At 70.5% G+C, this 20,118-nt stretch carries 20 protein-coding genes and 1 pseudogene; 10 read left to right on the top strand and 11 right to left on the bottom strand.

Annotated features, from left to right (window positions below):
* Position 1: 1 nt before the first annotated feature.
* Entirely contained in the window at positions 2-1,237 is a 1,236-nt protein-coding gene (locus ACZ4EG_RS27965; protein WP_467792542.1) for a cytochrome P450, read from the top strand.
* Here ACZ4EG_RS27965 and ACZ4EG_RS27960 read toward each other — a convergent pair.
* The 3 genes from ACZ4EG_RS27960 to ACZ4EG_RS27950 all read right to left on the bottom strand — a co-directional run bounded on the left by ACZ4EG_RS27960 (position 1,234) and on the right by ACZ4EG_RS27950 (position 3,298).
* Positions 1,234-2,106, bottom strand: a complete 873-nt coding sequence (locus tag ACZ4EG_RS27960) for a YhjD/YihY/BrkB family envelope integrity protein (protein WP_467792541.1) — start codon at positions 2,104-2,106, stop codon at positions 1,234-1,236. The genes ACZ4EG_RS27965 and ACZ4EG_RS27960 overlap by 4 nt on opposite strands.
* A gap of 160 nt (positions 2,107-2,266) precedes the next feature.
* A complete protein-coding gene (locus ACZ4EG_RS27955; RefSeq protein WP_467792540.1) occupies positions 2,267-2,521 on the bottom strand; it encodes a hypothetical protein in 255 nt (84 codons plus the stop codon).
* Between the two features lie 372 nt (positions 2,522-2,893).
* Positions 2,894-3,298, bottom strand: coding sequence for a hypothetical protein (locus ACZ4EG_RS27950; protein WP_467792539.1), 405 nt, complete (start codon positions 3,296-3,298; stop codon positions 2,894-2,896).
* Positions 3,299-3,537: 239 nt separating this feature from the next.
* Between ACZ4EG_RS27950 and ACZ4EG_RS27945 the strand changes: the two genes are divergently transcribed.
* Together ACZ4EG_RS27945 and ACZ4EG_RS27940 are read left to right on the top strand one after the other, a co-directional pair.
* The gene (locus ACZ4EG_RS27945; protein ID WP_453555809.1) at positions 3,538-4,296 is read left to right on the top strand and encodes a hypothetical protein; all 759 of its coding nucleotides are present in this window, start codon (positions 3,538-3,540) and stop codon (positions 4,294-4,296) included.
* A gap of 72 nt (positions 4,297-4,368) precedes the next feature.
* Positions 4,369-4,635 (top strand): hypothetical protein, encoded by a 267-nt coding sequence (locus tag ACZ4EG_RS27940; protein ID WP_363295618.1) that lies wholly within the window; start codon positions 4,369-4,371, stop codon positions 4,633-4,635.
* Positions 4,636-4,648: 13 nt separating this feature from the next.
* Here ACZ4EG_RS27940 and ACZ4EG_RS27935 read toward each other — a convergent pair whose 3' ends face one another.
* From ACZ4EG_RS27935 to ACZ4EG_RS27920, 4 genes are all read right to left on the bottom strand, one after another.
* A complete protein-coding gene (locus tag ACZ4EG_RS27935; protein ID WP_467792538.1) occupies positions 4,649-5,863 on the bottom strand; it encodes a carbohydrate-binding protein in 1,215 nt (404 codons plus the stop codon).
* Between the two features lie 160 nt (positions 5,864-6,023).
* Complete coding sequence (locus ACZ4EG_RS27930) at positions 6,024-7,175, bottom strand: ferritin-like domain-containing protein (RefSeq protein WP_467792537.1); 1,152 nt, start codon at positions 7,173-7,175, stop codon at positions 6,024-6,026.
* A complete protein-coding gene (locus ACZ4EG_RS27925; RefSeq protein WP_467792536.1) occupies positions 7,172-9,151 on the bottom strand; it encodes a GMC family oxidoreductase in 1,980 nt (659 codons plus the stop codon). Before ACZ4EG_RS27925 ends, ACZ4EG_RS27930 begins: the two co-directional genes overlap by 4 nt.
* A 45-nt stretch (positions 9,152-9,196) precedes the next feature.
* Positions 9,197-9,676: a hypothetical protein gene (locus ACZ4EG_RS27920; RefSeq protein ID WP_453555801.1), complete on the bottom strand. Its 480-nt coding sequence runs from the start codon at positions 9,674-9,676 to the stop codon at positions 9,197-9,199.
* 338 nt (positions 9,677-10,014) lie between these two features.
* Here ACZ4EG_RS27920 and ACZ4EG_RS27915 point away from each other — a divergent pair, with 338 nt between their 5' ends.
* The 3 genes from ACZ4EG_RS27915 to ACZ4EG_RS27905 all read left to right on the top strand — a co-directional run bounded on the left by ACZ4EG_RS27915 (position 10,015) and on the right by ACZ4EG_RS27905 (position 14,929).
* A complete protein-coding gene (locus tag ACZ4EG_RS27915; RefSeq protein ID WP_467792611.1) occupies positions 10,015-13,389 on the top strand; it encodes a pyruvate carboxylase in 3,375 nt (1,124 codons plus the stop codon).
* A 122-nt stretch (positions 13,390-13,511) separates the two neighbouring features.
* Complete coding sequence (locus ACZ4EG_RS27910) at positions 13,512-14,306, top strand: SGNH/GDSL hydrolase family protein (protein WP_467792535.1); 795 nt, start codon at positions 13,512-13,514, stop codon at positions 14,304-14,306.
* Between the two features lie 56 nt (positions 14,307-14,362).
* Complete coding sequence (locus tag ACZ4EG_RS27905; RefSeq protein WP_390709587.1) at positions 14,363-14,929, top strand: PadR family transcriptional regulator; 567 nt, start codon at positions 14,363-14,365, stop codon at positions 14,927-14,929.
* Positions 14,930-14,946: 17 nt separating this feature from the next.
* Here ACZ4EG_RS27905 and ACZ4EG_RS27900 read toward each other — a convergent pair whose 3' ends face one another.
* Both ACZ4EG_RS27900 and ACZ4EG_RS27895 read right to left on the bottom strand, forming a co-directional pair.
* Positions 14,947-15,552: a GOLPH3/VPS74 family protein gene (locus ACZ4EG_RS27900; protein ID WP_453555796.1), complete on the bottom strand. Its 606-nt coding sequence runs from the start codon at positions 15,550-15,552 to the stop codon at positions 14,947-14,949.
* Between the two features lie 171 nt (positions 15,553-15,723).
* Positions 15,724-16,218: an FBP domain-containing protein gene (locus tag ACZ4EG_RS27895; RefSeq protein ID WP_453555794.1), complete on the bottom strand. Its 495-nt coding sequence runs from the start codon at positions 16,216-16,218 to the stop codon at positions 15,724-15,726.
* 71 nt (positions 16,219-16,289) lie between these two features.
* Here ACZ4EG_RS27895 and ACZ4EG_RS27890 point away from each other — a divergent pair, with 71 nt between their 5' ends.
* From ACZ4EG_RS27890 to ACZ4EG_RS27880, 3 genes and pseudogenes are all read left to right on the top strand, one after another.
* On the top strand, positions 16,290-16,859 hold the full coding sequence (locus ACZ4EG_RS27890; RefSeq protein ID WP_453555792.1) for a TetR/AcrR family transcriptional regulator: 570 nt from the start codon (positions 16,290-16,292) through the stop codon (positions 16,857-16,859).
* Positions 16,860-16,922: 63 nt separating this feature from the next.
* Positions 16,923-17,095 (top strand): annotated as a pseudogene (locus ACZ4EG_RS27885) (lipase); the annotation flags it as partial.
* Between the two features lie 19 nt (positions 17,096-17,114).
* On the top strand, positions 17,115-17,360 hold the full coding sequence (locus ACZ4EG_RS27880) for a hypothetical protein (protein WP_467792534.1): 246 nt from the start codon (positions 17,115-17,117) through the stop codon (positions 17,358-17,360).
* A gap of 11 nt (positions 17,361-17,371) precedes the next feature.
* On the opposite strand, the gene ACZ4EG_RS27875 is transcribed toward ACZ4EG_RS27880, so the two are convergent.
* Entirely contained in the window at positions 17,372-18,076 is a 705-nt protein-coding gene (locus ACZ4EG_RS27875) for a DUF4232 domain-containing protein (protein ID WP_467792533.1), read from the bottom strand.
* A 138-nt stretch (positions 18,077-18,214) separates the two neighbouring features.
* A complete protein-coding gene (locus tag ACZ4EG_RS27870) occupies positions 18,215-18,913 on the bottom strand; it encodes a type 1 glutamine amidotransferase domain-containing protein (RefSeq protein WP_453555786.1) in 699 nt (232 codons plus the stop codon).
* A 205-nt stretch (positions 18,914-19,118) separates the two neighbouring features.
* On the opposite strand from ACZ4EG_RS27870, the gene ACZ4EG_RS27865 reads away from it, so the two are divergent.
* Positions 19,119-19,919, top strand: a complete 801-nt coding sequence (locus ACZ4EG_RS27865) for a DUF427 domain-containing protein (RefSeq protein WP_467792532.1) — start codon at positions 19,119-19,121, stop codon at positions 19,917-19,919.
* Positions 19,920-20,118 lie beyond the last annotated feature (199 nt).

Raw genomic sequence — 20,118 nt, 5'->3', positions numbered from 1 at the left:
CATGACGCAAGCCTCGATCCTGCGGCAGATCACCGACTACGCCAATCGTGCCAACCCGTATCCGCTGTACAAGGAACTGCACAAGACGCCGGTGCTGCAGGACGAGGAGGGCGGTCCCTACGTCGTCAGCTCGTACTGGGACATCAAGGGCCTGCTCCACGACCCGCGGATCAGCTCCGACGCCGCCAACCTCGCCGCCGCGGGCGGCGACCAGGCGGGGATCGAGGAGACGGGGCTGCCGCCGAGCTTCATCCGGCTCGACCCGCCGGAGCACGACCGGCTGCGGCGCATGGCCAACAGTGCTTTCGGCCCGCCGCACCAGCCCCGCCGGATCGACTCCATGCGCGGTGACCTGGCCCAGATCGTCTCCGACCTGATCGACGGCCTCGGGGACCAGCGGCAGATCGACCTGGTCGACCAGTTCGCCTACCCCTTCCCGGTGACCGTGATCTGCCGGCTGCTCGGGGTGCCGCGCGAGGACGAGCCGCGCTTCCGCGCCTGGGTCGACCCGCTCGTCGCCTCCCTCGATCCGGACACCCGCGAGAGCGCCAGCGCCGAATTCCGCAAGTCCGCGCAGGAGGCACGGATGCAGCTGGGCATGTATCTGGCCGGGCTGGTCGAGGAGCGCACCAAGAATCCTCGCGACGACATGCTGACCGACCTGGCGACCAGCCGTGGCCCGGACGGCGCCATGACGATGATGGAAGTGCTCAGCACGGCGGTGCTGCTGCTCATCGCGGGCCACGAGACCACCGTCAATCTGATCACCAACGGCATGCTCACCCTGCTGCGCCACCCGGATGTCCTGCAGCGCCTGCGCGACGACCCCGGACTGTCCGTCAACATCGTGGAGGAGCTGCTGCGTTACGAGCCACCGGTACAGCTCGTGCCGCAGCGCACCTGCATCGCCGACATCGAGCTGCGCGGGGTCACCATCCCGAAGGGCTCCCGCATCTGGCTCGTCCTCGCGGCGGGCAACCGGGACCCGGAGCGCTTCCAGGACCCCGACCGCTTCGACCCGGACCGCGGGGACATCCAGCACCTCGGCTTCGGCAGCGGCATCCACAGCTGCTTCGGCGCCCCGCTGGCCCGCCTCGAAACCCAGATCGCCCTGTCGGAACTGGCCCGCCGGCTCGACAACCCCCGACTGGTCGAGGACCCGCCGCCGTACCGCCCGAACGCGGTGCTGCGTGGTCCCCGCCATCTGACCATCGCCTTCGACGACCTGCTTCCCTAGCCCTGCTCCTTGGCCCGACGGTGCGGGATCTGTTCCCGGGCGGACTGCCAGCGTGAGCGTGCCTGTGCCACCACGCTGTCCCACTGGCGGCGGACCTCCCTCTCCGAGGGGCGCTGCCCCCGTCGGATCCGGCCGAGTTCGTCCCGTACCTCACGCCCGATCGCCGAGGACCCGACGATGACGAGCATGAAGCCGAAGAGACCGGAGATCATCGCGAACACGGCTCCGAAGGAGCCGTACCGGGAGGCGTAGGAGTTGAACAGACGCGGCATGTAGACCGTCGCGCCCACCTGATAGACCCCGGCCAGCACGGACGCGGTCATGGCGAACGGGAACAGGTCGACCCAGCCGATCCGGTTCGCGGACAGGAGCCGGCCGCTCCACAGGAGGAAGACCGCGGTCACCGGCACGTCGCACAGCGCGGGGACCAGACCCACGCGGCCCTGCGGCAGGGTCGCGTTCAGCCAGCCGGTGACCGCCAGAAAGACGCCCAGGGAGAGAATCCACCACAGGCCCTTGCGGGTGTTGCGCACGCTGAGCGGCTTGAGCTCCCAGGTCTGTTCGAACAGCCGCTGCGAGGCCCGTGCGAAGCTCAGCGCGGAGATGGTCAGGAACGCCAGCCCGAACACGCCCCCGCTCGAACCGCTCTCCTCGGCGGGCGTGAAGAGGGAGGTGACCGCCTCGGCGCCGTCCCCGGTGAGGTGGTAGCGGGTGATGATGCGGTTCGCGATGTCGTTGCCGTTCGCGATGTTGTCGAAGACGGCACCGAGGATGATCGCGAGCGGGATCAGCGCCGTCAGCGCGCTGGAGGCCAGAGCCATCGAGCGGTCGAAACCCACGATCTTCTGGAACCGGTTGATGACGCGCAACGCGAAGTCAGGGCGCAGCCAGAACGTCAGCGTTCTGACGAGGCGTTCGCGGTTGATCGTTACCAGGCCTGTCCTCCGGGACGATCGGGACCGGTGGGGCGGCGCCAGCCTAACGGGCGATCATGCGCACGGCGGGTGGACTCGCGTCCGCTTCCGACCGTCACCCGCCCGGCCCATCGACGCAGGCACCGGCGGCCAGGATCACCTCGCGGGAGGCGAGGAACCTGCGCGGCACCGGCGCTCCGGCGACCGGCCGGGCGGCGGGGTCGGCCCCGTAGAGGTGTGCCCCGTCGAGGTAGTCGACCCCGGTCGCCGCGCTGTTCGCGTCGAGCACGACGCGCGCCGCCAGGGCGTTCGTCCGCACCACCAGATGGCCGGGGTGGCTGCGCTGCGCCGCCCGGACGCGCTCGCGCACGGCGCTGCGTCGTCCGTCCGTCGTGGAGAGCGGGATCCGCCACAGGCCCTGCAGCGCATGGGTGCGCCCGCCAGTCCTGTGCCGCGGAGAGGATGACCTTCAGCAACTGCTTGTCCTGGATGGCCAGTTCTGGGTCGGCGAGGGCGGTCGGCAGCCAGCCGTCGAAGCCGTGCCGGGCGTCGTTGGAGGCGTCCGCGTGGAAGGCGGGCACCAGGTAGTTGTCGTTCTCCTCGGCGCCACCCGCGTCGAGCAGCAGGATACGCATGCCCGCGGCGGCGAGGTTGGCGGCGAGCGGCCCGCCGCCCGCGCCGGCCCCGATGACGACATAGTCGAAGCCCGTCTCGGCGGCCGGAGCGGCGCCGGGCTCCGCGGTCACTTCCGGTTCCACTTGACGGGGTTGGTGAGCGAGATGGCGGCCAGCACGGTGTTGGCGGCCGAGACGAGCGTGGTCAGCACCGCGGTGCGGGGCGGGATCTGGCCGCCGATGCCGAGCATCGCCGCCGTCGCGGTGTCGCTGCCGTGAATGAGCACGCCCTCGGACAGATCCTGCCGCAGCTGTTCGTCGTCGTGGGCCAGCAGGGCGAGGCCGAGCAGGATCGTACGGATCCCGAAGAGCCGGAAGGCGTAGACGGCGGCCGGGCTGGGCGGCTCGCGGCCGGGGTCGAGGCGACGGATGAGGAGGTCCGGTGCCAGAAGCCCCGCGGCACCGTTGACCAGCCGTACGGCGGCGAGTGCGTAGACCGCGGCCGGGCGGGGGACGGCAAGATCCGTGCCCATGTTGTCTCCAGGGGGTGCGGTGATTCTTGCGGCGACGGGATCTACCGCCGAACCTCGCGACACGGGAAAGAGGACCCTGGAACGGTCCGAATACCACGTTATGGGACGAATTGGTCGCCTGCACCTTGAGGACATGACAGTCCTGACGGGACATGAGTCAACCCGATGGATGATCCACACGTCTATACGGTGGCGGGAGGCTACGGCGACCGGTGGACAGCCCCTGCCAGGGGGAGTTCATGAGTGCTGGAGTGGATGGGGAGCCGGCTTCCGCGGTCTCGCGGATCGTGTCGTGGCTCTGGCGTGTGCTGTGGGACGAGTGGCGGGGCATCATCGTCGAACCCTTACGACAACTGCTGCGACGCAGGCTGTCCGGGCTCTGCCTGGCGTTCGTGGCCGCGCTCGGGGTCGTCTTCTTCCATGACATCGCCCAGCATCCGGCCGGGGCGAGAGCGGTGTGGCTGCTCGGGGGTGTCACCGCCGACCTGCCGTTATGGCTGTCCCTGCTGCGTACCCCGGTGTCGCTGTACGTGCCTGCGCTCGATCTGCCGGTGTGGGCGGGCATCACCCAGCTGTTCCTGGCCTTCGCCCTGGCCGAACTGTCGCTGGGCCGGGCCAGAACCCTGTTCGTCGCGTACGCCACCACACTGGCCGGCACGCTCACCGCGCGGGCGATGATCGCGCTCGGTCCCGGCTGGTGGGGCCTCGGGCTGCCGCCCGAGTGCGGGAAGGTGCTCGACACCGGGCCGTCCGCGGCGGTGGTGGGCCTGTTCACCTACATCGCGGTGATCCGGCGCGCGCCCGTCGTCTTCGCCCTGACCGGCGGGTCGATGGTGTGGGAGTCGATCGCGGTGCCCAACCTGGCCGGCCGTGAGCATCTGATCGCGGTGGGCGCGGCGATCGTCCTGGGGCTGTACCACGGACGCCGGGAGTGGTTGCCGGGGACCGCACCGAACACTTTGCCGAGGCCGGCCCTCGGTGGTGCGTCGAAGACGTAGTGATCTTCTCCTGAGGGCGGGCACGGCTCGCCCCGGTGCCCGTTGTCAGTGCCGCCTGCGACCCTGCACACCATGGATGAGCAGGAGTTCATGCGCGGCAGGGTGTACGGGGCCGATCACGACGACGCGGGCCCCCGGCCGGGCCACACCTATGTGCAGCTGGTCGGGGGCCCGCTGGACGGGCTGTTGCTGGACATGACGGACCGGTCCGGCGGGGTGCCGGGCGAGCAGGTGGCGCTGGTGACCGAGATAGGCCGGTACGGCCCCGGCGGCCGGGCCCTGTACGCGCCCCGTCCGAGCGACGGCCGCCGCTACGACTGGCGCGGTGACGTGCCCTGACGGCCGGGCCGCCTCAGCAGGCGCCCTCGTCCTGCCAGGGACCCCACTCGGCGGCGCCGGGCACCTCGTTCTGGGTCCACCACTTGGCCTTCCAGTTGTGCTTGTTGTACGAGACCTCGTTGCCGTTCGTGTAGACCGCCGTGGCACTCCAGGCAGGCTTGCACGAGGTGCCCGGCGGCGTCGGTGTGGGGGTGGGCGTCGGGGGCGAGGTGGGCGGGGTGGCTCCGGCGAACTTCACCGAGTACTTGGCGAAGTCCCAGGGGTTCTGGGCCACGCTGGAGCAGGTGCCGGAGGTTCGGCCGCCGTTGTCGGCAGGGGTGCACTGGCGGTCGCGGTTGAGGGACCAGAAGGTGAAGCGGTCCATGTTGTGGCTCGTGGCGTAGTCCAGGACGGTCTGGAAGTCGGCCTGCGAGAAGTACTCGCCGGTGTCGCTGCGGCCGTTCATCCCGGAGAAGCCCTCATGGGCGTAGGCGGTCGCCTGGTCCCAGCCGAAGGTGGACTGCAGGATGGAGTTGAAGTTGGTGAGGGCGCCGGTCTGGGCGGCCGCCCCGTTGAACCCGCCGTCGAACGGCATGATGGAGAAGTTGTTCGGGGTGAACCCCTGCGACTTCGCCTCCAGCAGCATCTGCTTGCCGAACCAGCCGGTGCCGTCCGCCGTGCCCGCCGTGGTGACCGAGACGTAGAGGCCGGGGTTGTTCTGCTGCAGGATCTTGGCGGCGCCGATCTCGTTCCTGATCGCCGCCGTGTTCTCGTACTCCGGCTCCTCCAGGTCGAAGTCGATGGCGTGCAGCCCGTACTTGGTGATGACCTGCTGGTAGGCCGCCGCCGTGGCGGCCGCGTCCGAGCACACCTGGCCCAGCTTGGTGCCGCCGTATCCGCCGATGGAGACGGAGACGTCGCCGCCCTTGGCGCGGATCGTGCTGACGACCGACTGGACGGCGGTGTCCGCGGAGACGGGCGTCGTGCCGCCCCAGGTGGGGGAGCAGCCGCCGCCGTTGGGGGCGAGGACGAAGGCGAGCTGGAACGCCTTGAGACCGGTGGCGTCCATGATGGCCGCCGGGTCCGGCGGGTCGTTGTCCAGGGGCATCAGATACGGGGCGGCGGCGTACCACCGGTCGCTCAGTGCGGTGGTCGCGCCCGAGGCGTTGCCCGCGACGAGCGCGGTCGTGCCTGCCGCGGCGAGCCCGACGGCGGCCGCCGCACCCAGACATGCGCGAAGACGTCTCACTGCCTGCCTCCAGAGGGGTGGGGGGAGAGTTGCCCCAGCCTCCGGGTGCTGTTGCGGTCACGTCAATAGGTTGGTCTAGTCCAAAGCTCACTTTGGACTAGACCATACGTTCTCTTTACCATCGTTCCGCACCGCCGCAGCCGCTCGGTGCGGACGGAGATCAGTGCTGCTCCCTCAGTTCCTGGGTCAGCGCGCTGAGTTTGTCGCGTTCGCCGCCCGGCGGCACATAGGAGAACCGGGGGCACAGGGTGCGGCCGGGGTGTGCCGGATCCTGGGTGCGCATCAGCGCGACGGCCCTGTTCTTCAGCGCGTACATGCCGTGGACGGCCGACTGCAGCGCGGGCGCGGGCACCCTGATGCTGTTGTCGTAGACCTTCTCGACGCCCGCGAAGGCCAGATAGAGGTCGTCCACGAGCCGCGAGTACGTCAGGTCGAACTGGTTCAGCGCGATCGCCTCGGGACCGCCGGCGGTGCCGTTGCGCCGGGTGTACAGCGCCGGGTGGACGGCGCCGTAGTCCACCAGCAGCAGCGCACCCTCGGGGACCTGGTTGGCCAGCTGATGGGTGCGGAAGCGGCGGCCGGTCTGGAGTTCGCGGAAGCGGGCGTAGTGCGAGTACATCTGCCACCCGGAGTGCAGCCGGTCCTCGGAGGTGACCTTCTTGGCCTCCTGCCGCAGGCACTTCTCGGGCAGGCCCTCACCCTCGTCGACGATCTTCTGGATCGCCCTGCGGGCGGAGGCGCGGTCCGTCACCTCGACGACATGACCGGCGCCGCCGTAGTACTCGCTGTCCGGGATCTGGGCGGAGTTCTTGGCGAAGTCCGAGTCCTTGCAGATCTTCTTGTCGTTCAGGGCGGTGAGGATCGCCTCGTAGAACTCGCCGATGGTGCGGTAGCTGCACTCGGCGATGTCGATGTCGGCCAGGTTGGCCGCACCGTGCAGCGGATGCTCGATCTCGACGAAGCTCGCCACGGCCTCCGGGCCGAACGGCAGCAGCTCCAGCGTGCCGATGCCGGAGATCAGCGGGCTGTTGAGGGGGTAGTCGGGGATCGGGCTCAGATTCCTGCGGCCCTGGAACTCGACCGGTTCGGGACTCGGGTTCTGTCCCAGGGCGTTGAGGACGTTGGCCGCGAGCGTCATATGGAGCATCTCCTCCATGACCACGCTGCGGATGGTCTGGGCCGCGTCGGTGTTGCACCCGTCCTTGATGGAGTAGAGCGCCGTCAGATAGACCGGGATGGTGCTGAGCTCCAGGCCGATGGCCAGCTGGAGGGCCGCCTTCAGGTCCTTCGGGTTCGAGATCGGCTGCGTCACTTGCTCTTCCCCTTCAGCTCCTCGGCGATCTGGTCGCCGGTGCGGATGGCCAGCGCGGTCATGGTGAGCGTCGGGTTGGAGGTGCCCAGGGTCGGCAGGCTGCCGCAGCCGACGATGTAGAGGTTGGGCAGGTCGTGGCTGCGCTGGTGGCTGTCGACGACCGAGGCCTTCGCGTCACTGCCCATCCGATGGGTGCCCACGACATGCCCCGCGCCGCGCACCCAGTAGGTCTGGCCGTCGTACGTCACCTCGGCCGCGTCGCCCGGTTCGTAGTGGGTGTAGTCGCCGGGTTCGTACGTGGGACGCCTGACCTTCGTGGAGATCTGGAGCGCGTCGAACAGCTGCCTGCTCGCCCCGGCCGCCCAGGGCAGCGAAGCACGCACATACTCGGAGAGGTCGTACTGGATGACCGGACGGTGCTTGCCCAGCCGGTCCTTGTACTGGTCGCTGATGGTGACCCGGTTCGTCTCCACCGGGTCCTGCTCCAGCTCCCAGGCGATCCGGAACTGGCGGGGCAGGATCTCGCCGAGCCGCTTGCGCAGCGCTTTGCCGTAGAGCTGCGCCTTGCCGGCCTCGCCGCCGCCGACCAGGTCGTGGACCGTGTCGTACGGGGCGTTCTCCGGGAAGTTCCAGCCCCAATTGCCGATCTCGACCCGGAAGCCGGTGCGCTCCGCCCGGAAGGAGCCGTCCCGGAAGGCGGGGATGCCGGACGTGGAGCCGGGGCCGCGGAACGCGCCGGCGTTCTCCTTGAGCAGGCCCCAGGTGAGCAGCAGCGGGTGGTCCATCAGATTGCGGCCGACCTGGTCGCTGTTGTTGGCGGCCGGCTCGGAGGCGAGCAGCAGGGTGGCGTTCTCGATGGCGTTGGCGGCCAGCACGTAGACGTCGGCGGTCACGGTCCGCTCCACCGGCACGCTGCCGTCCTCGTGGTACGTCTTGTACGTCAGCCCCGTGACCTTCCCCTTCTTGCCCTTCTTCTGGTCGTGGTTCACCCGCATGACGACGCACTGGCTGCGCACGGTGACCCTGGCCCTGGCCCTGGCCTCGTCGACGTCGGAGTCCTGGTCGGGGTACTTGATGATCAGCTCGTACAGGGTCTTGAGCGCGTTGTACTTGGCCTGCGCGGGGCAGATCGGGATGCAACTGGAGTTGCCCTCGCACCGCTGGCCCTGGTCGGCGTTCCCGACGGCGCCGATGACCTGGTACCCCTGGCGCGGGGTGGAATTGCGGCCGGCGGGAGTGTTGCTGATCATGACGGGGAACTCGTGCTTCTTGTTCTTCCCGTCGGTCAGCTTGATCACCAGGCCGTCGGTCATCTTGGCGATGTAGTCGTCGAGATAGCTGCTGGGGATCCGCTGCATGGGGAAGTGGTACTCCCCCTTGGGGAACCTCTTCTTGTCGGCGGACTTGAAGAACTTCCTGGGGTCGCCCTTCTCGATGCCGGGGTAGCACTGGTCGTCCACGTCGCCCGCGACGCCGATGATGTCCCACTCGGCGCGCTCGTAGTACGGCTTCAGCTCCTCGTAGGTCAGCGGCCAGTCGACGCCCCGTTTGTAGGCCGACCTCATCCTGAAGTCGTTGGGGAGCATCCGCAGACAGGTGCCGAGCCAGTGCAGGGTGGTGCCGCCCAGCGAGCGGGCGTAGTCGCTGCCGAAGGGCATCGGGCCCATCTGGACGAAGTACCGCCTGCCGGCGGGCCGGCCGGGCTCAGGGCGCCGGATGTCCAGCACGTTCGGCTGCGGGGCCGAACCGCTCGCGGGATAGGGCGCGTTGGGGACCTTGATCAGGGCCTCTTGATAGGCCTCCACATAGGTGTCGTACTTGTCGGCGCTCATCGCGGTGGCCCGTCCGGCCTCGAGGATCAGGATGCGGGGGTACCGGGGCGGGTTCATCCCGGCGGCCTTCTCGATGACCGTCTTGGCGATGGTCGCCCCGGCGATGCCACCGCCGACGATGACCAGGTCGTACTCGTTGCTCATGGTGCTTCCTCGGGTTGTCTCGGGCTTCCTGGGCTTCGGGGGGGCTCAGAGGATCGGGGGCAGATAGGGGGGTTCGGCCCAGGACCCGAAGCCCGGGGGTTTGCCGCCCATGGGGTGGGCTCCGGCGGCGGCCCAGACCAGGCCCTCGCGATAGGCCTGGGGGGAGACGACGTGCTCGACGTCGTTCGCGGTCGAGCCGTTGATGTCGCGGTAGCTCCCGGAGAGCGGATACCAGCTGCCGAGGTACCAGAGCTTGATCAGGCTGACGGCGACCGGACCGAAGCGCGGGCTGTCGATCACGTTCTCCTGCAGGGCCTTGCCGTCCTTGTTCTGCCGGTCGGTCGCCAGGGCGTCGGCCGCGGCCCGCAGCAGCTGTCCGGCCTCGCGCTCGCCGATGATGCGCAGGACGGTGTCGTAGTAGGTGTCGAGCAGGCCGGTGCCGGCCAGCTCCGCACGGTCGAAGCCGGTGAGGGCGACGGACAGGTCGGTGAAGATTTCTCGGGGGTCGGGGGCGTTGTGGGGCATGCGGGTGCTCCCGGGCAGGGTGGGGGCGGGGGTCAGCGAATCATTCGCCCGGAACGCGGTTGACGTAACGGCGTCGACGGGCATCTCATTGGCATATGCAAAGGTCGAGACAGGTTGCGAAGTGCGCCTTTGTGTGAGAAGCCGGGGTTGGTATTCAACGTGCCGAATTCACCCGACCGGGCCTGCCCAGTTGCCCCCTGCCGTCCCCGGCCCCGATGTCAATGTGATGTTTCCCGCCTTCAGCGAGCCACGGGCACACCCCTAACGTGGCCGCGTGGCACGGCAGGGGGATGGCCGACACCATGGTGTTCGTCGCCGGCAGGCTGAAGGGATCGAGGATGTTCCGCAAGGTGCTGGTCGCCAACCGTGGCGAGATCGCGATTCGCGCGTTCCGCGCAGGCTATGAGCTGGGGGCACGGACGGTTGCCGTCTTCCCCTACGAGGACCGCAATTCGCTGCACCGGTTGAAGGCCGACGAGGCCTATGAGATCGGAGAACCGGGCCATCCCGTGCGGGCGTACCTCTCCGTCGAGGAGATCGTCGGCGCCGCCCGCCGGGCGGGAGCGGACGCCGTCTACCCGGGCTACGGCTTCCTGTCCGAGAACCCCGAACTGGCCCGCGCCTGCGAGGAGGCGGGCATCACGTTCGTCGGGCCGAGCGCCCACACCCTGGAGCTCACCGGGAACAAGGCGCGCGCGGTGGCCGCCGCCCGCGCGGCCGGCGTGCCGGTGCTCGGCTCCTCCGCCCCCTCCAACGACGTCGACGAACTGGTGCGCGCCGCCGAGGACATCGGCTTCCCGGTGTTCGTGAAGGCGGTCGCGGGCGGCGGCGGACGCGGTATGCGCCGCGTCGAGGACCCCGCCCAGCTGCGCGAGTCCATCGAGGCGGCGTCGCGCGAGGCGGCGTCCGCGTTCGGCGACCCGACCGTCTTCCTGGAGAAGGCCGTCGTGGAGCCCCGCCACATCGAGGTGCAGATCCTCGCCGACGGGGACGGCAACGTCATCCACCTGTTCGAGCGGGACTGCTCGGTGCAGCGCCGGCACCAGAAGGTGATCGAGCTCGCCCCCGCGCCCAACCTCGACCCGGAGCTGCGCGACCGGATCTGCGCCGACGCGGTGCGCTTCGCCCGCGAGATCGGCTACCGCAACGCGGGCACCGTGGAGTTCCTGCTCGACCGGGAAGGCAACCACGTCTTCATCGAGATGAACCCGCGCATCCAGGTCGAGCACACGGTGACCGAGGAGGTCACCGATGTCGACCTGGTGCAGGCCCAGTTGCGCATCGCGTCCGGTGAGACGCTGGCCGACCTCGGTCTCTCGCAGGAGACCGTGACCCTGCGCGGAGCCGCGCTGCAGTGCCGTATCACCACCGAGGACCCGGCCAACGGCTTCCGCCCGGACACCGGCCGCATCAGCGCGTACCGCTCGCCGGGCGGCTCCGGCATCCGGCTCGACGGCGGCACCACGCATGCGGGTACGGAGATCAGCGCGCACTTCGACTCGATGCTGGTGAAACTCACCTGCCGGGGCCGCGACTTGCGGGCCGCGATCGGCCGGGCCCGGCGTGCCGTCGCCGAGTTCCGCATCCGCGGTGTGGCCACGAACATCCCGTTCCTGCAGGCCGTCCTCGACGACCCGGACTTCCGGGCCGGGCGGGTCACCACGTCGTTCATCGAACAGCGGCCGCACCTGCTCACCGCCCGCTCCTCCGCCGACCGCGGCACCAAGCTGCTCACCTACCTCGCCGACGTCACGGTGAACAAGCCGCACGGCGAGCGTCCCGAGCTGCTCGACCCGCTCACCAAGCTGCCGCCGCTGCCCGCGGGCGAGCCGCCCGCCGGCTCCCGGCAGCATCTCGTCGACCTCGGCCCGGAGGGCTTCGCCCGCCGGCTGCGCGAGTCGCCGACCATCGGAGTCACCGACACCACCTTCCGCGACGCCCACCAGTCGCTGCTCGCCACCCGGGTGCGCACCAAGGACCTGCTCGCCGTCGCCCCGGCCGTCGCGCGGACCCTGCCCGAACTGCTGTCCCTGGAGTGCTGGGGCGGCGCCACCTACGACGTCGCCCTGCGCTTCCTCGCCGAGGACCCCTGGGAGCGGCTGGCCGCACTGCGCGAGGCGGTCCCCAACATCTGTCTGCAGATGCTGCTGCGCGGCCGCAACACCGTCGGCTACACGCCCTACCCGACCGAGGTGACCGACGCCTTCGTGCGGGAGGCCGCCGCCACCGGCATCGACATCTTCCGGATCTTCGACGCCCTCAACGACGTCGGCCAGATGCGGCCCGCCATCGACGCCGTACGGGAGACCGGCACGGCCGTCGCCGAGGTCGCCCTGTGCTACACCTCCGACCTGTCCGACCCGAACGAGCGCCTGTACACCCTGGACTACTACCTCCGCCTGGCCGAGCAGATCGTGGCGGCGGGCGCCCACGTCCTGGCCGTCAAGGACATGGCCGGACTGCTGCGCGCCCCGGCCGCGGCCAAGCTCGTCTCCGCGCTGCGCCGGGAGTTCGACCTGCCGGTGCACCTGCACACCCACGACACCGCGGGCGGCCAGCTCGCCACCTACCTCGCCGCGATCCAGGCGGGCGCCGACGCGGTGGACGGCGCCGTGGCCTCGATGGCGGGGACGACCTCGCAGCCGTCGCTGTCGGCGCTCGTGGCCGCGACCGACCACACCGACCGCCCCACCGGCCTCGACCTCCAGGCGGTGGGCGACCTGGAGCCGTACTGGGAGAGCGTCCGCCGTATCTACGCGCCCTTCGAGGCGGGCCTCGCCTCCCCGACCGGACGCGTCTACCACCACGAGATCCCCGGCGGCCAGCTGTCCAACCTGCGCACCCAGGCGGTCGCCCTGGGCCTCGGCGACCGCTTCGAGGACATCGAGGCGATGTACGCCGCCGCCGACCGGATCCTGGGCCGCCTGGTGAAGGTCACCCCGTCGTCGAAGGTCGTCGGTGACCTCGCGCTGCACCTGGTCGGCGCGGGAGTGAAGCCGGAGGACTTCGAGACGACGCCCGACAAGTACGACATCCCCGACTCCGTGATCGGCTTCCTGCGCGGCGAACTGGGCACCCCGCCCGGCGGCTGGCCCGAGCCCTTCCGCACCAAGGCGCTCCAGGGGCGCGCCGACGGCAAGCCGGTGCAGGAGCTGGCGGCCGAGGACCACGAGGGCCTGGAGAAGTCGCCGCGCGCGACCCTCAACCGGCTGCTGTTCCCCGGCCCGACGCGCGACTTCGACACCCACCGCCAGGCCTACGGTGACACCAGCGTCCTGGACAGCAAGGACTTCTTCTACGGTCTGCGCCCCGCCAAGGAGTACGCCGTCGACCTGGAGCCCGGCGTACGGCTCCTGATCGAGCTTCAGGCCATCGGCGAGGCCGACGAACGCGGTATGCGCACCGTGATGTCGACCCTCAACGGCCAGCTCCGGCCGATCCAGGTGCGTGACAACGCGGCGGCCTCCGACGTGCCGGTCACCGAGAAGGCCGACCGCGCCAACCCCGGCCATGTGGCGGCACCGTTCGCCGGCGTGGTGACCCTCGCGGTCGCCGAGGGCGACGAGGTGCAGGCGGGGGCCACCGTCGCCACCATCGAGGCGATGAAGATGGAGGCCACCATCACCGCCCCGAAGGGCGGCAGGGTGTCGCGGCTGACCATCAACCGGATCCAGCAGGTGGAGGGCGGAGACCTCCTGGTCGAGCTCTCCTGAGCCGCTCCCCTCGGTGGCCGGACCGGCAGGAATCGGTCCGGCCGCCGATCTGCGCCCTCCTGTTATAGTCAATTTTGCACATAGGTGCCTAAGTGATTAAGGCGTGGGAAGGCGGTCGTCCGATGCCGGTCGGGGAGTATCTGCGGTACGTCGCCCTGGGGGACAGCCAGACCGAGGGCCTCGGTGACGGGGACGACGTCAGTGGTCTGCGGGGGTGGGCCGACCGGCTGGCCGAGCGGATCGCCGGCCAAAGCCCGGATCTGCTCTACGCCAACCTCGCCGTGCGCGGTCGCGTGGCCGCGGAGGTGCGGGCCGAACAGCTCGCCCCGGCGCTCGCGATGCGGCCGGACCTCGCGACCGTGGTCGCCGGCATGAACGATGTGCTGCGTCCCCGCTTCGACGCCGACGAGGTGGCCGCCCACCTGGAGGCGATGTTCGCCGCACTGACCGGACAGGGCACCCGCGTGGCGACGCTCACCTTCCCCGACGTCTCCCGCATCACCCCGCTGGCCCGCCCCCTCGCCCGCCGGGTGCTCGCCCTCAATGACGGCATCCGGCAGGCCGCCCGGCGCCACGGCGTCGTACTCGCGGAGACCTCCCACCATGCGGTGGTGACCGACCCCCGGCTGTGGAGCCCCGACCGGCTGCACGCCGGCCCCCTCGGCCACGAACGCATCGCGGCCGCGATGGCCCACGCCCTCGGACTGCCGGGCAGCGACGGCAGTTGGACGCGACCCCTTCCCGACCGGCAGACGCTCTCGGCGCTGCGGGTGGCGGGCGCCGAACTCCGCTGGGCCGGCTCCTTCCTGGCCCCCTGGCTCGTCCGCCGGATCCAGGGCCGCTCGTCGGGCGACGGCCGCCGGGCCAAGCGGCCCGCGCTGCTCCCGGTGGCCGCGCTCGCCGAGGAACCCTCCTGACCGTGCTCCGCCCAACTCGCCCCAACCACTGATCAACGAGCTGTTAGGTTGAGTTCATGGCTCTGCGCAATGCGGTGATGGCGGCACTCCTGGAGGGCGAGGCGTCCGGATACGACCTCGCGAAGGGGTTCGAGGCCTCGGTCGCCAACTTCTGGATGGCCACACCGCAGCAGATCTACCGGGAGCTCGAGCGGATGGAGAGCGAGGGGCTCGTCTCCGCGCGCCTGGTCCACCAGGAACGCAGGCCGAACAAGCGGCTCTTCTCCCTCACCGGGGCCGGCCGTGACGCCGTGCGCGCCTACACCGCCGAGGCCTCCAGCAAACCCATGGCCATCAGGGACGAGTTGATGGTCAAGGTCCAGTGCGTCGACGTCGGCGACCTGGCGGCGGTGCGGGCCGGGATCACCGAGCGGGTGGAGCGGTCGGCGGCCAAGCTGGCCCGCTTCGAGCGCATGCGGGAACGTCTGCTGGCCGGCCGTACCGAGGAGGAGTTCCTCGCCACGGCCGAGCGCGTCGGCCCGTACCTGACGCTACTGGGCGGCCTGGCCCTGGAGCGGGCGAACGTGAAGTGGGGCCAGACGGTCCTGAAGACGCTGGAGCAGCGCGCCTCGACGAGCGTCTAGATCGATGTCCTACGAGGTCACGGGGCCCGCCAGATGTTGTCGAAGGCCGCGTCCTCGATCTCCCGCCGCTGCCGTACGGCCGTCAGCTCCGTCACCGCGTCGTTGACGGCGGCCAGTACGGTCACGATCGCGTCGTCGGTGAGGCCCTCCAGGTTCTCGGTCGGCTCGTCGTGGATGCCGACGGCGGCCGCGAGGCCGACCAGGACGGGGTCGCCCGAAGCCAGGCGCTCGGTCGCGTGGTGGAGGTCGGGCGAATCCGCCGGAGCCGTCCGGTCGCTCCGCAGCGGGAACCAGCTCCGGCGTTGCCGGGTGAGCTCGCCCTTCGCCTCCAGGGCGGAGACATAGGCCGCCGACAGCCCGCGCCCGCGGCGCCACAGCCAGTCCTCGACGGACTCGTACGGCGCCTGCCGGGTGAGCGACGACACCGCGTCGTCCAGCAGGCGGTCACCCATGTCCAGCGGCGCGCCGGGAACGATGCGGTCGCCGTCCAGGGTGACGGCCCGGGCCTCGACGAGGTCGATCAGTTCGGCTCCGGCGAGGGTCAGTGAGAGGTCGCCCTGCTCGACGGGACGGTCGGAGGCGACATCCAGGGTGGTGATCAACAGGTCCCGTGCTGTGGTCATGGCGGACTCCATGTCGAAGGCGTCGTCGGCAACCGGTCGCCGAGCAGTCTGCCGGAGCGGGTCGTCGTACCGGTACGGCATGTCCCACCACCACCATGTGGTGCGCGAGGCCGATGCGCAGCACGACGGCCCGCGCGGCGGCCGCGGGGCGCCGCCTCCAGGGGACGGTGGTCAGGCGGTCACCTTGGCGATGAACGCGGCGAGGTTCGCCACCGTTCGCCGGATCTTCTGCTCCAGGGTGAGCGACTCGTGCAGCCGGGCGCCGGCGCCCGCGTCCTTCTTGCCCCGGACATACAGCGAGCAGGCGAGGTCGCTGCATATGTAGGCACCGACCGAGTTGCCCTGCTGCCCGGCCTTCCCCGCCTTCGGCGCGACCATCAGGCAGACGCCGCCGGTGTGGGAGGTCAGGCACATCGAGCACATGCTGCGCCTCGTCTGCCCGGCCACGGGGTTGCCCGAGCCGCGCAGCACCAGGGCCCTCGGGCCGCCGTCGAGCTCCGTGACGAGGTAGGCGCGGTCGGGGGCCTGGGGATCCCGCCAGCCGAGGAAGTCGAGGTCGTCCCAGGGGCGCTCGGCCAGGTCGCGCGGGACGGACAGGCGCTTCGCCTCGCCCTTGGTGCAGTTGACGAACGCGGCACGGATCTCTTGCTCGGTCAGCGGTTTCATAAGGGCCACGCTAATTTGCCTAAAAGCTGTAGGCAAATGAATAATCTTCTATGGCTAGCGAGAGGAAGGTCATGGCGCGCGCAGGACTGAACACGGAACGCCTGACCCGGGCGGGGGCGGAACTGGCCGACGAGGTCGGCTTCGACCAGGTGACCGTCTCCGCGGTCGCCAGACGGTTCGACGTCAAGGTCGCGAGCCTCTACTCGCACCTGAAGAACTCCCAGGACCTCAGGACCAGGATCGCCCTGCTGGCCCTGGAGGAACTCGCCGACCGGGCCGCGGACGCCGTGGCAGGCCGGGCCGGCAAGGACGCCCTGACCGCACTGGCGAACGTCTACCGCGACTACGCCCGCGAGCATCCCGGACGCTACGCCGCGGCCCAGTTCCGGCTCGACCCGCAGGCGGCGGCCGCGAGCGCGGGCGGCCGGCACGCCCAGATGACCCGCGCGATCCTGCGGGGCTACGACCTCACGGAGCCGGACCAGACCCATGCGGTCCGGCTCCTGGGCAGCGTCTTCCACGGCTACGTCAGCCTGGAGATGGGCGGGGGGTTCAGCCACAGCGCCCCCGACACGCAGGAGACCTGGTCGCGGATCCTGGACGCCCTGGACGCCCTGCTGCGGAACTGGCCCGAGGCCTGACCCGGACCGCGGCGCGACGACGGCTCCGCACAACCCGGGCAAGCCGAGTACGTCACCAAGTCCATCACCGCACACCTCCTGCGCGGCGCCCTCGATAGGGAACGCACCGCGCACGGGCTGCTGCCGCACCGGCTGCCCGCCGGGCCCGCGCCCAGGTCCCCGACGAACAGCTCGCCCTGGCGCAGGCCCAGCCCTCCGGGGTGCGACCGGTCTTCCGGACCAGCGCCACCGCCGTCGCAACACCCTGACCCCGACATGCGCACCGGGGCCACCGAGACCCGGCCCGGTCCGCCGGGACCCGGCCTCCCGGACTTCAGCGCCCTCGCCGACGGACGGCTGCGGTTCCGCGCCGCGGGCGATCCGGTGGAGCGGGCGAGCGGGAAGCTGACCCTGGGTGTCGTACGCCGTATCGGTGAGCGCTTCGCCGGGCTCGCCTGCACTGCCGACGGGCCCTTCGCGGAGCGCGGCCGGGCCGACCGCGACGCGCGATCGGCCCGGTGACACGGTCCGGCTCAGGAAGGCTTGACCCCCGACACCGCGGTGACGGTGACCTTGTTGTCGCACTCCGCGAACTGGCCGTCGCTCAGGGCGACTTGCTGTGCCCCGGAGCCGGGCAGGCCGACCACCAGGGTCGGATAGACAACGGGCTGCGCGCCGGACTTGCAGTAGCCGTCGGCCTCGCCCTGGACCTGGACGAAGGTCAGCTTCACCCATGCCTTGGCGCCCGGCGCCACCGTCACCGGCGCGGCAGTGCCGGTGGGGGTGACCGCCAGCGGCTTGTTGTGCTCCGGCGAACCGTTGCCGGCCCCGGCCACCGACGGATGCCCCTGCAGGACGCATGCCTGTGCGGAGACGTTGGTGAACTCCACGATCGCCGCTCCGGTTCCCGTGCCGTCGGGACGGTTGGCGGCCTGGGAGGCGGTCGCCTTCAGCGCGGTCGCCGCGCACGCCTTGGCAGTTGAGCCGGATCCGGCGGACGCGCTCGTGGCGGGGGCCTTCGGCGTGCCGACGCCGGACGGCTTGGCGGCCGGGGTGCCCGCCACCGGGGAGGAGGTCGCCGCGTTGCTCGGAGACTGCGACTGCGACTGCGACTGCGACTGCGACGGTGACGTGGCCGCGGAATCGTCGCTGCCGTTCTGGCACGCGGTCACCACCAGCGCGGCCGAGATCGCCGCCATTGCCATCGCCGTTCTGCGGATGCCGCTTCCGTACTGCATGACGCCCCCGAATTCGGATTGCCCGGGCCGGCCCGTCGCCGGCCACTCGCCCAGGTAGACAGTGGTCCTGGACAGCGGGTTTCCGCTGTGGATCACCTGTGACACAGCGGTGACACAGCGGGCCGTCCGGGCAGGCGCTCAGCCGGCCAGCTGCTTGAGGACCTCCACCGCGGCCGGGGCGGACGAGGACGGGTTCTGACCGGTGACGAGGTTGCGGTCGACGACCACGTTCGGGGCCCACGGCTCACCCGCGCGGACGCGCACGCCGGCCTCGACGAGCCGGGTCTCCAGCAGCCACTTCGCCCGGTCGGCGAAGCCCGCCTGGGTCTCCTCGGCGTTGGTGAACGCGGCCACCTCGTATCCCGCGAACGCGTTGGAGCCGTCCTCGTGGACGGCGGCCAGCAGCGCGGCCGGGGCGTGGCAGACGACGCCGAGCGGCTTGCCCGAGCCGAGGGCGTCGATGAGCAGTCTGCCGGAGGTGGCGTCGACGGCGAGGTCCTCCATCGGGCCGTGACCGCCGGGGTAGAAGACGGCCGCGTACTCGTCGAGGTCGACGGCCTCCAGCGTGATCGGGTGCTGCAGCTCGGTCATCGCCGCGAGTCCGTTCACGATGTCGTCGGCACCCTCCTGGCCGCCGTTGACCTCCGGGGCCAGGCTGCTCCTGTCCACGGTGGGGACCACGCCGCCGGGCGTCGCGACGACGATGTCATGGCCGGCGGCCTTGAACGCCCGGTGCGGGGCCACGGCCTCCTCGGCCCAGAAGCCCGTGGGGTGCCGGGTGCCGTCGGCGAGCGTCCAGTGGTCGACGCCGGTCATCACGAAGAGGATCTTCGACATGCTGTTTCTCCAGGAGAGCTAAGGGCCTTGGGGCGCCCGCTGACACCGCGGACGCAGATCGTCAGCGTGGCGACCTCCTCGAAGGTAGATCCGCATGTCATACGTTTCCAATGAGGAATCACATGTCAGCCATTGGATTTCCAATGGGTGGGAACGCGTCGGGCGGTCGAGGGCGTTGCCGGAGTACCGGAAGGGAGAACGGGCCATGACCACACTCCGCACCGCGGCAACCGTCCGTGCCACCCCCGAGGGCCTTCTGTGGGAACCGAGCGAACGCTGGGTGCGTGGCAACAAGGGTGAGGTCACCGTCGTGGACAGCCGGCACCCCGTCCTGGTCTGGGAGCCCGGCCTCCCCGTGCCGCTGTACGCCTTCCCGCGCGAGGAGGTCCGCACCGACCTGCTCCGCCCGGCGAAGAACCCGCCGGCCGGCACCCACACCGGATCGCGGCTCTTCTACGACCTCGACGTGGACGGCGACCTCATGGGGAACGCGGCCTGGACGTACCCCGCGGCCGACCTGGCCGGCCACATCGCCTTCGAGTGGTTCGAGCGCACCGGCCGCGGCCTCGACCACTGGTACGAGGAGGCGGAAGAGATCTTCATCCACCCTCGCGACCCGCACAAACGCGTGGACGCCCTGCCCAGCAGCCGCCATGTCGTGGTGGAGATCGACGGCACGGTCGTGGCGGACACCCGCCGCCCGGTGCTGGTGTTCGAGACCGGCCTGCCCACCCGCTACTACATCCCCCGCGAGGACGTCCGCCTCGACCTGTTCGTCCCCACCGACCACAGCACCGGCTGCCCGTACAAGGGGAGGGCCGAGTACTGGTCCTGGCGCGGCGAGGCCGACGTGCCGCCCGATGTCGTATGGAGCTACCGGGATCCGCTTCCCGCGGTGGCCGCGGTCAGGGGACTCCTCGCCTTCTACAACGAAGTTGTCGACATCGCCGTGGACGGCGAGCGCCTCGAACGCCCCGCATTCTCCCGTTCCGGGAGGCACCCTTGACAGCGTGCGTACTGTTTCGCGACGTTTGAGCCTTGCCCCGGCAATGCGGAGTCGGAATTCCAACGAAGTGGCAGTAAGAAGTGGCAGGACGCGGACATCGCGTCATAGGGGGGAGCGGTCGCCGATGCGATCCAACAGCCATGATCTACACGCCTGGCCGGCCCGTGCCGCCACGGTCGCGTCCGACGCGGATGCTGCG

This window comes from Streptomyces sp. NPDC025638 (assembly GCF_055558775.1).
The sequence above is the reverse complement of the archived record's forward strand: the minus strand, read 5'-3'. Positions and strand labels throughout refer to the sequence as shown.

Coding starts and splice junctions, on each gene's coding strand:
- ACZ4EG_RS27905 (WP_390709587.1), top strand. CDS start 14,363: ATGGCTCTGCGCAATGCGGTGATGGCGGCACTCCTGGAGGGCGAGGCG.
- ACZ4EG_RS27940 (WP_363295618.1), top strand. CDS start 4,369: ATGGATGAGCAGGAGTTCATGCGCGGCAGGGTGTACGGGGCCGATCAC.
- ACZ4EG_RS27895 (WP_453555794.1), bottom strand. CDS start 16,218: ATGAAACCGCTGACCGAGCAAGAGATCCGTGCCGCGTTCGTCAACTGC.
- ACZ4EG_RS27880 (WP_467792534.1), top strand. CDS start 17,115: ATGCGCACCGGGGCCACCGAGACCCGGCCCGGTCCGCCGGGACCCGGC.
- ACZ4EG_RS27910 (WP_467792535.1), top strand. CDS start 13,512: ATGCCGGTCGGGGAGTATCTGCGGTACGTCGCCCTGGGGGACAGCCAG.
- ACZ4EG_RS27920 (WP_453555801.1), bottom strand. CDS start 9,676: ATGCCCCACAACGCCCCCGACCCCCGAGAAATCTTCACCGACCTGTCC.
- ACZ4EG_RS27870 (WP_453555786.1), bottom strand. CDS start 18,913: ATGTCGAAGATCCTCTTCGTGATGACCGGCGTCGACCACTGGACGCTC.
- ACZ4EG_RS27925 (WP_467792536.1), bottom strand. CDS start 9,151: ATGAGCAACGAGTACGACCTGGTCATCGTCGGCGGTGGCATCGCCGGG.
- ACZ4EG_RS27865 (WP_467792532.1), top strand. CDS start 19,119: ATGACCACACTCCGCACCGCGGCAACCGTCCGTGCCACCCCCGAGGGC.
- ACZ4EG_RS27965 (WP_467792542.1), top strand. CDS start 2: ATGACGCAAGCCTCGATCCTGCGGCAGATCACCGACTACGCCAATCGT.
- ACZ4EG_RS27875 (WP_467792533.1), bottom strand. CDS start 18,076: ATGCAGTACGGAAGCGGCATCCGCAGAACGGCGATGGCAATGGCGGCG.
- ACZ4EG_RS27890 (WP_453555792.1), top strand. CDS start 16,290: ATGGCGCGCGCAGGACTGAACACGGAACGCCTGACCCGGGCGGGGGCG.
- ACZ4EG_RS27945 (WP_453555809.1), top strand. CDS start 3,538: ATGAGTGCTGGAGTGGATGGGGAGCCGGCTTCCGCGGTCTCGCGGATC.
- ACZ4EG_RS27900 (WP_453555796.1), bottom strand. CDS start 15,552: ATGACCACAGCACGGGACCTGTTGATCACCACCCTGGATGTCGCCTCC.
- ACZ4EG_RS27950 (WP_467792539.1), bottom strand. CDS start 3,298: ATGGGCACGGATCTTGCCGTCCCCCGCCCGGCCGCGGTCTACGCACTC.
- ACZ4EG_RS27915 (WP_467792611.1), top strand. CDS start 10,015: ATGTTCCGCAAGGTGCTGGTCGCCAACCGTGGCGAGATCGCGATTCGC.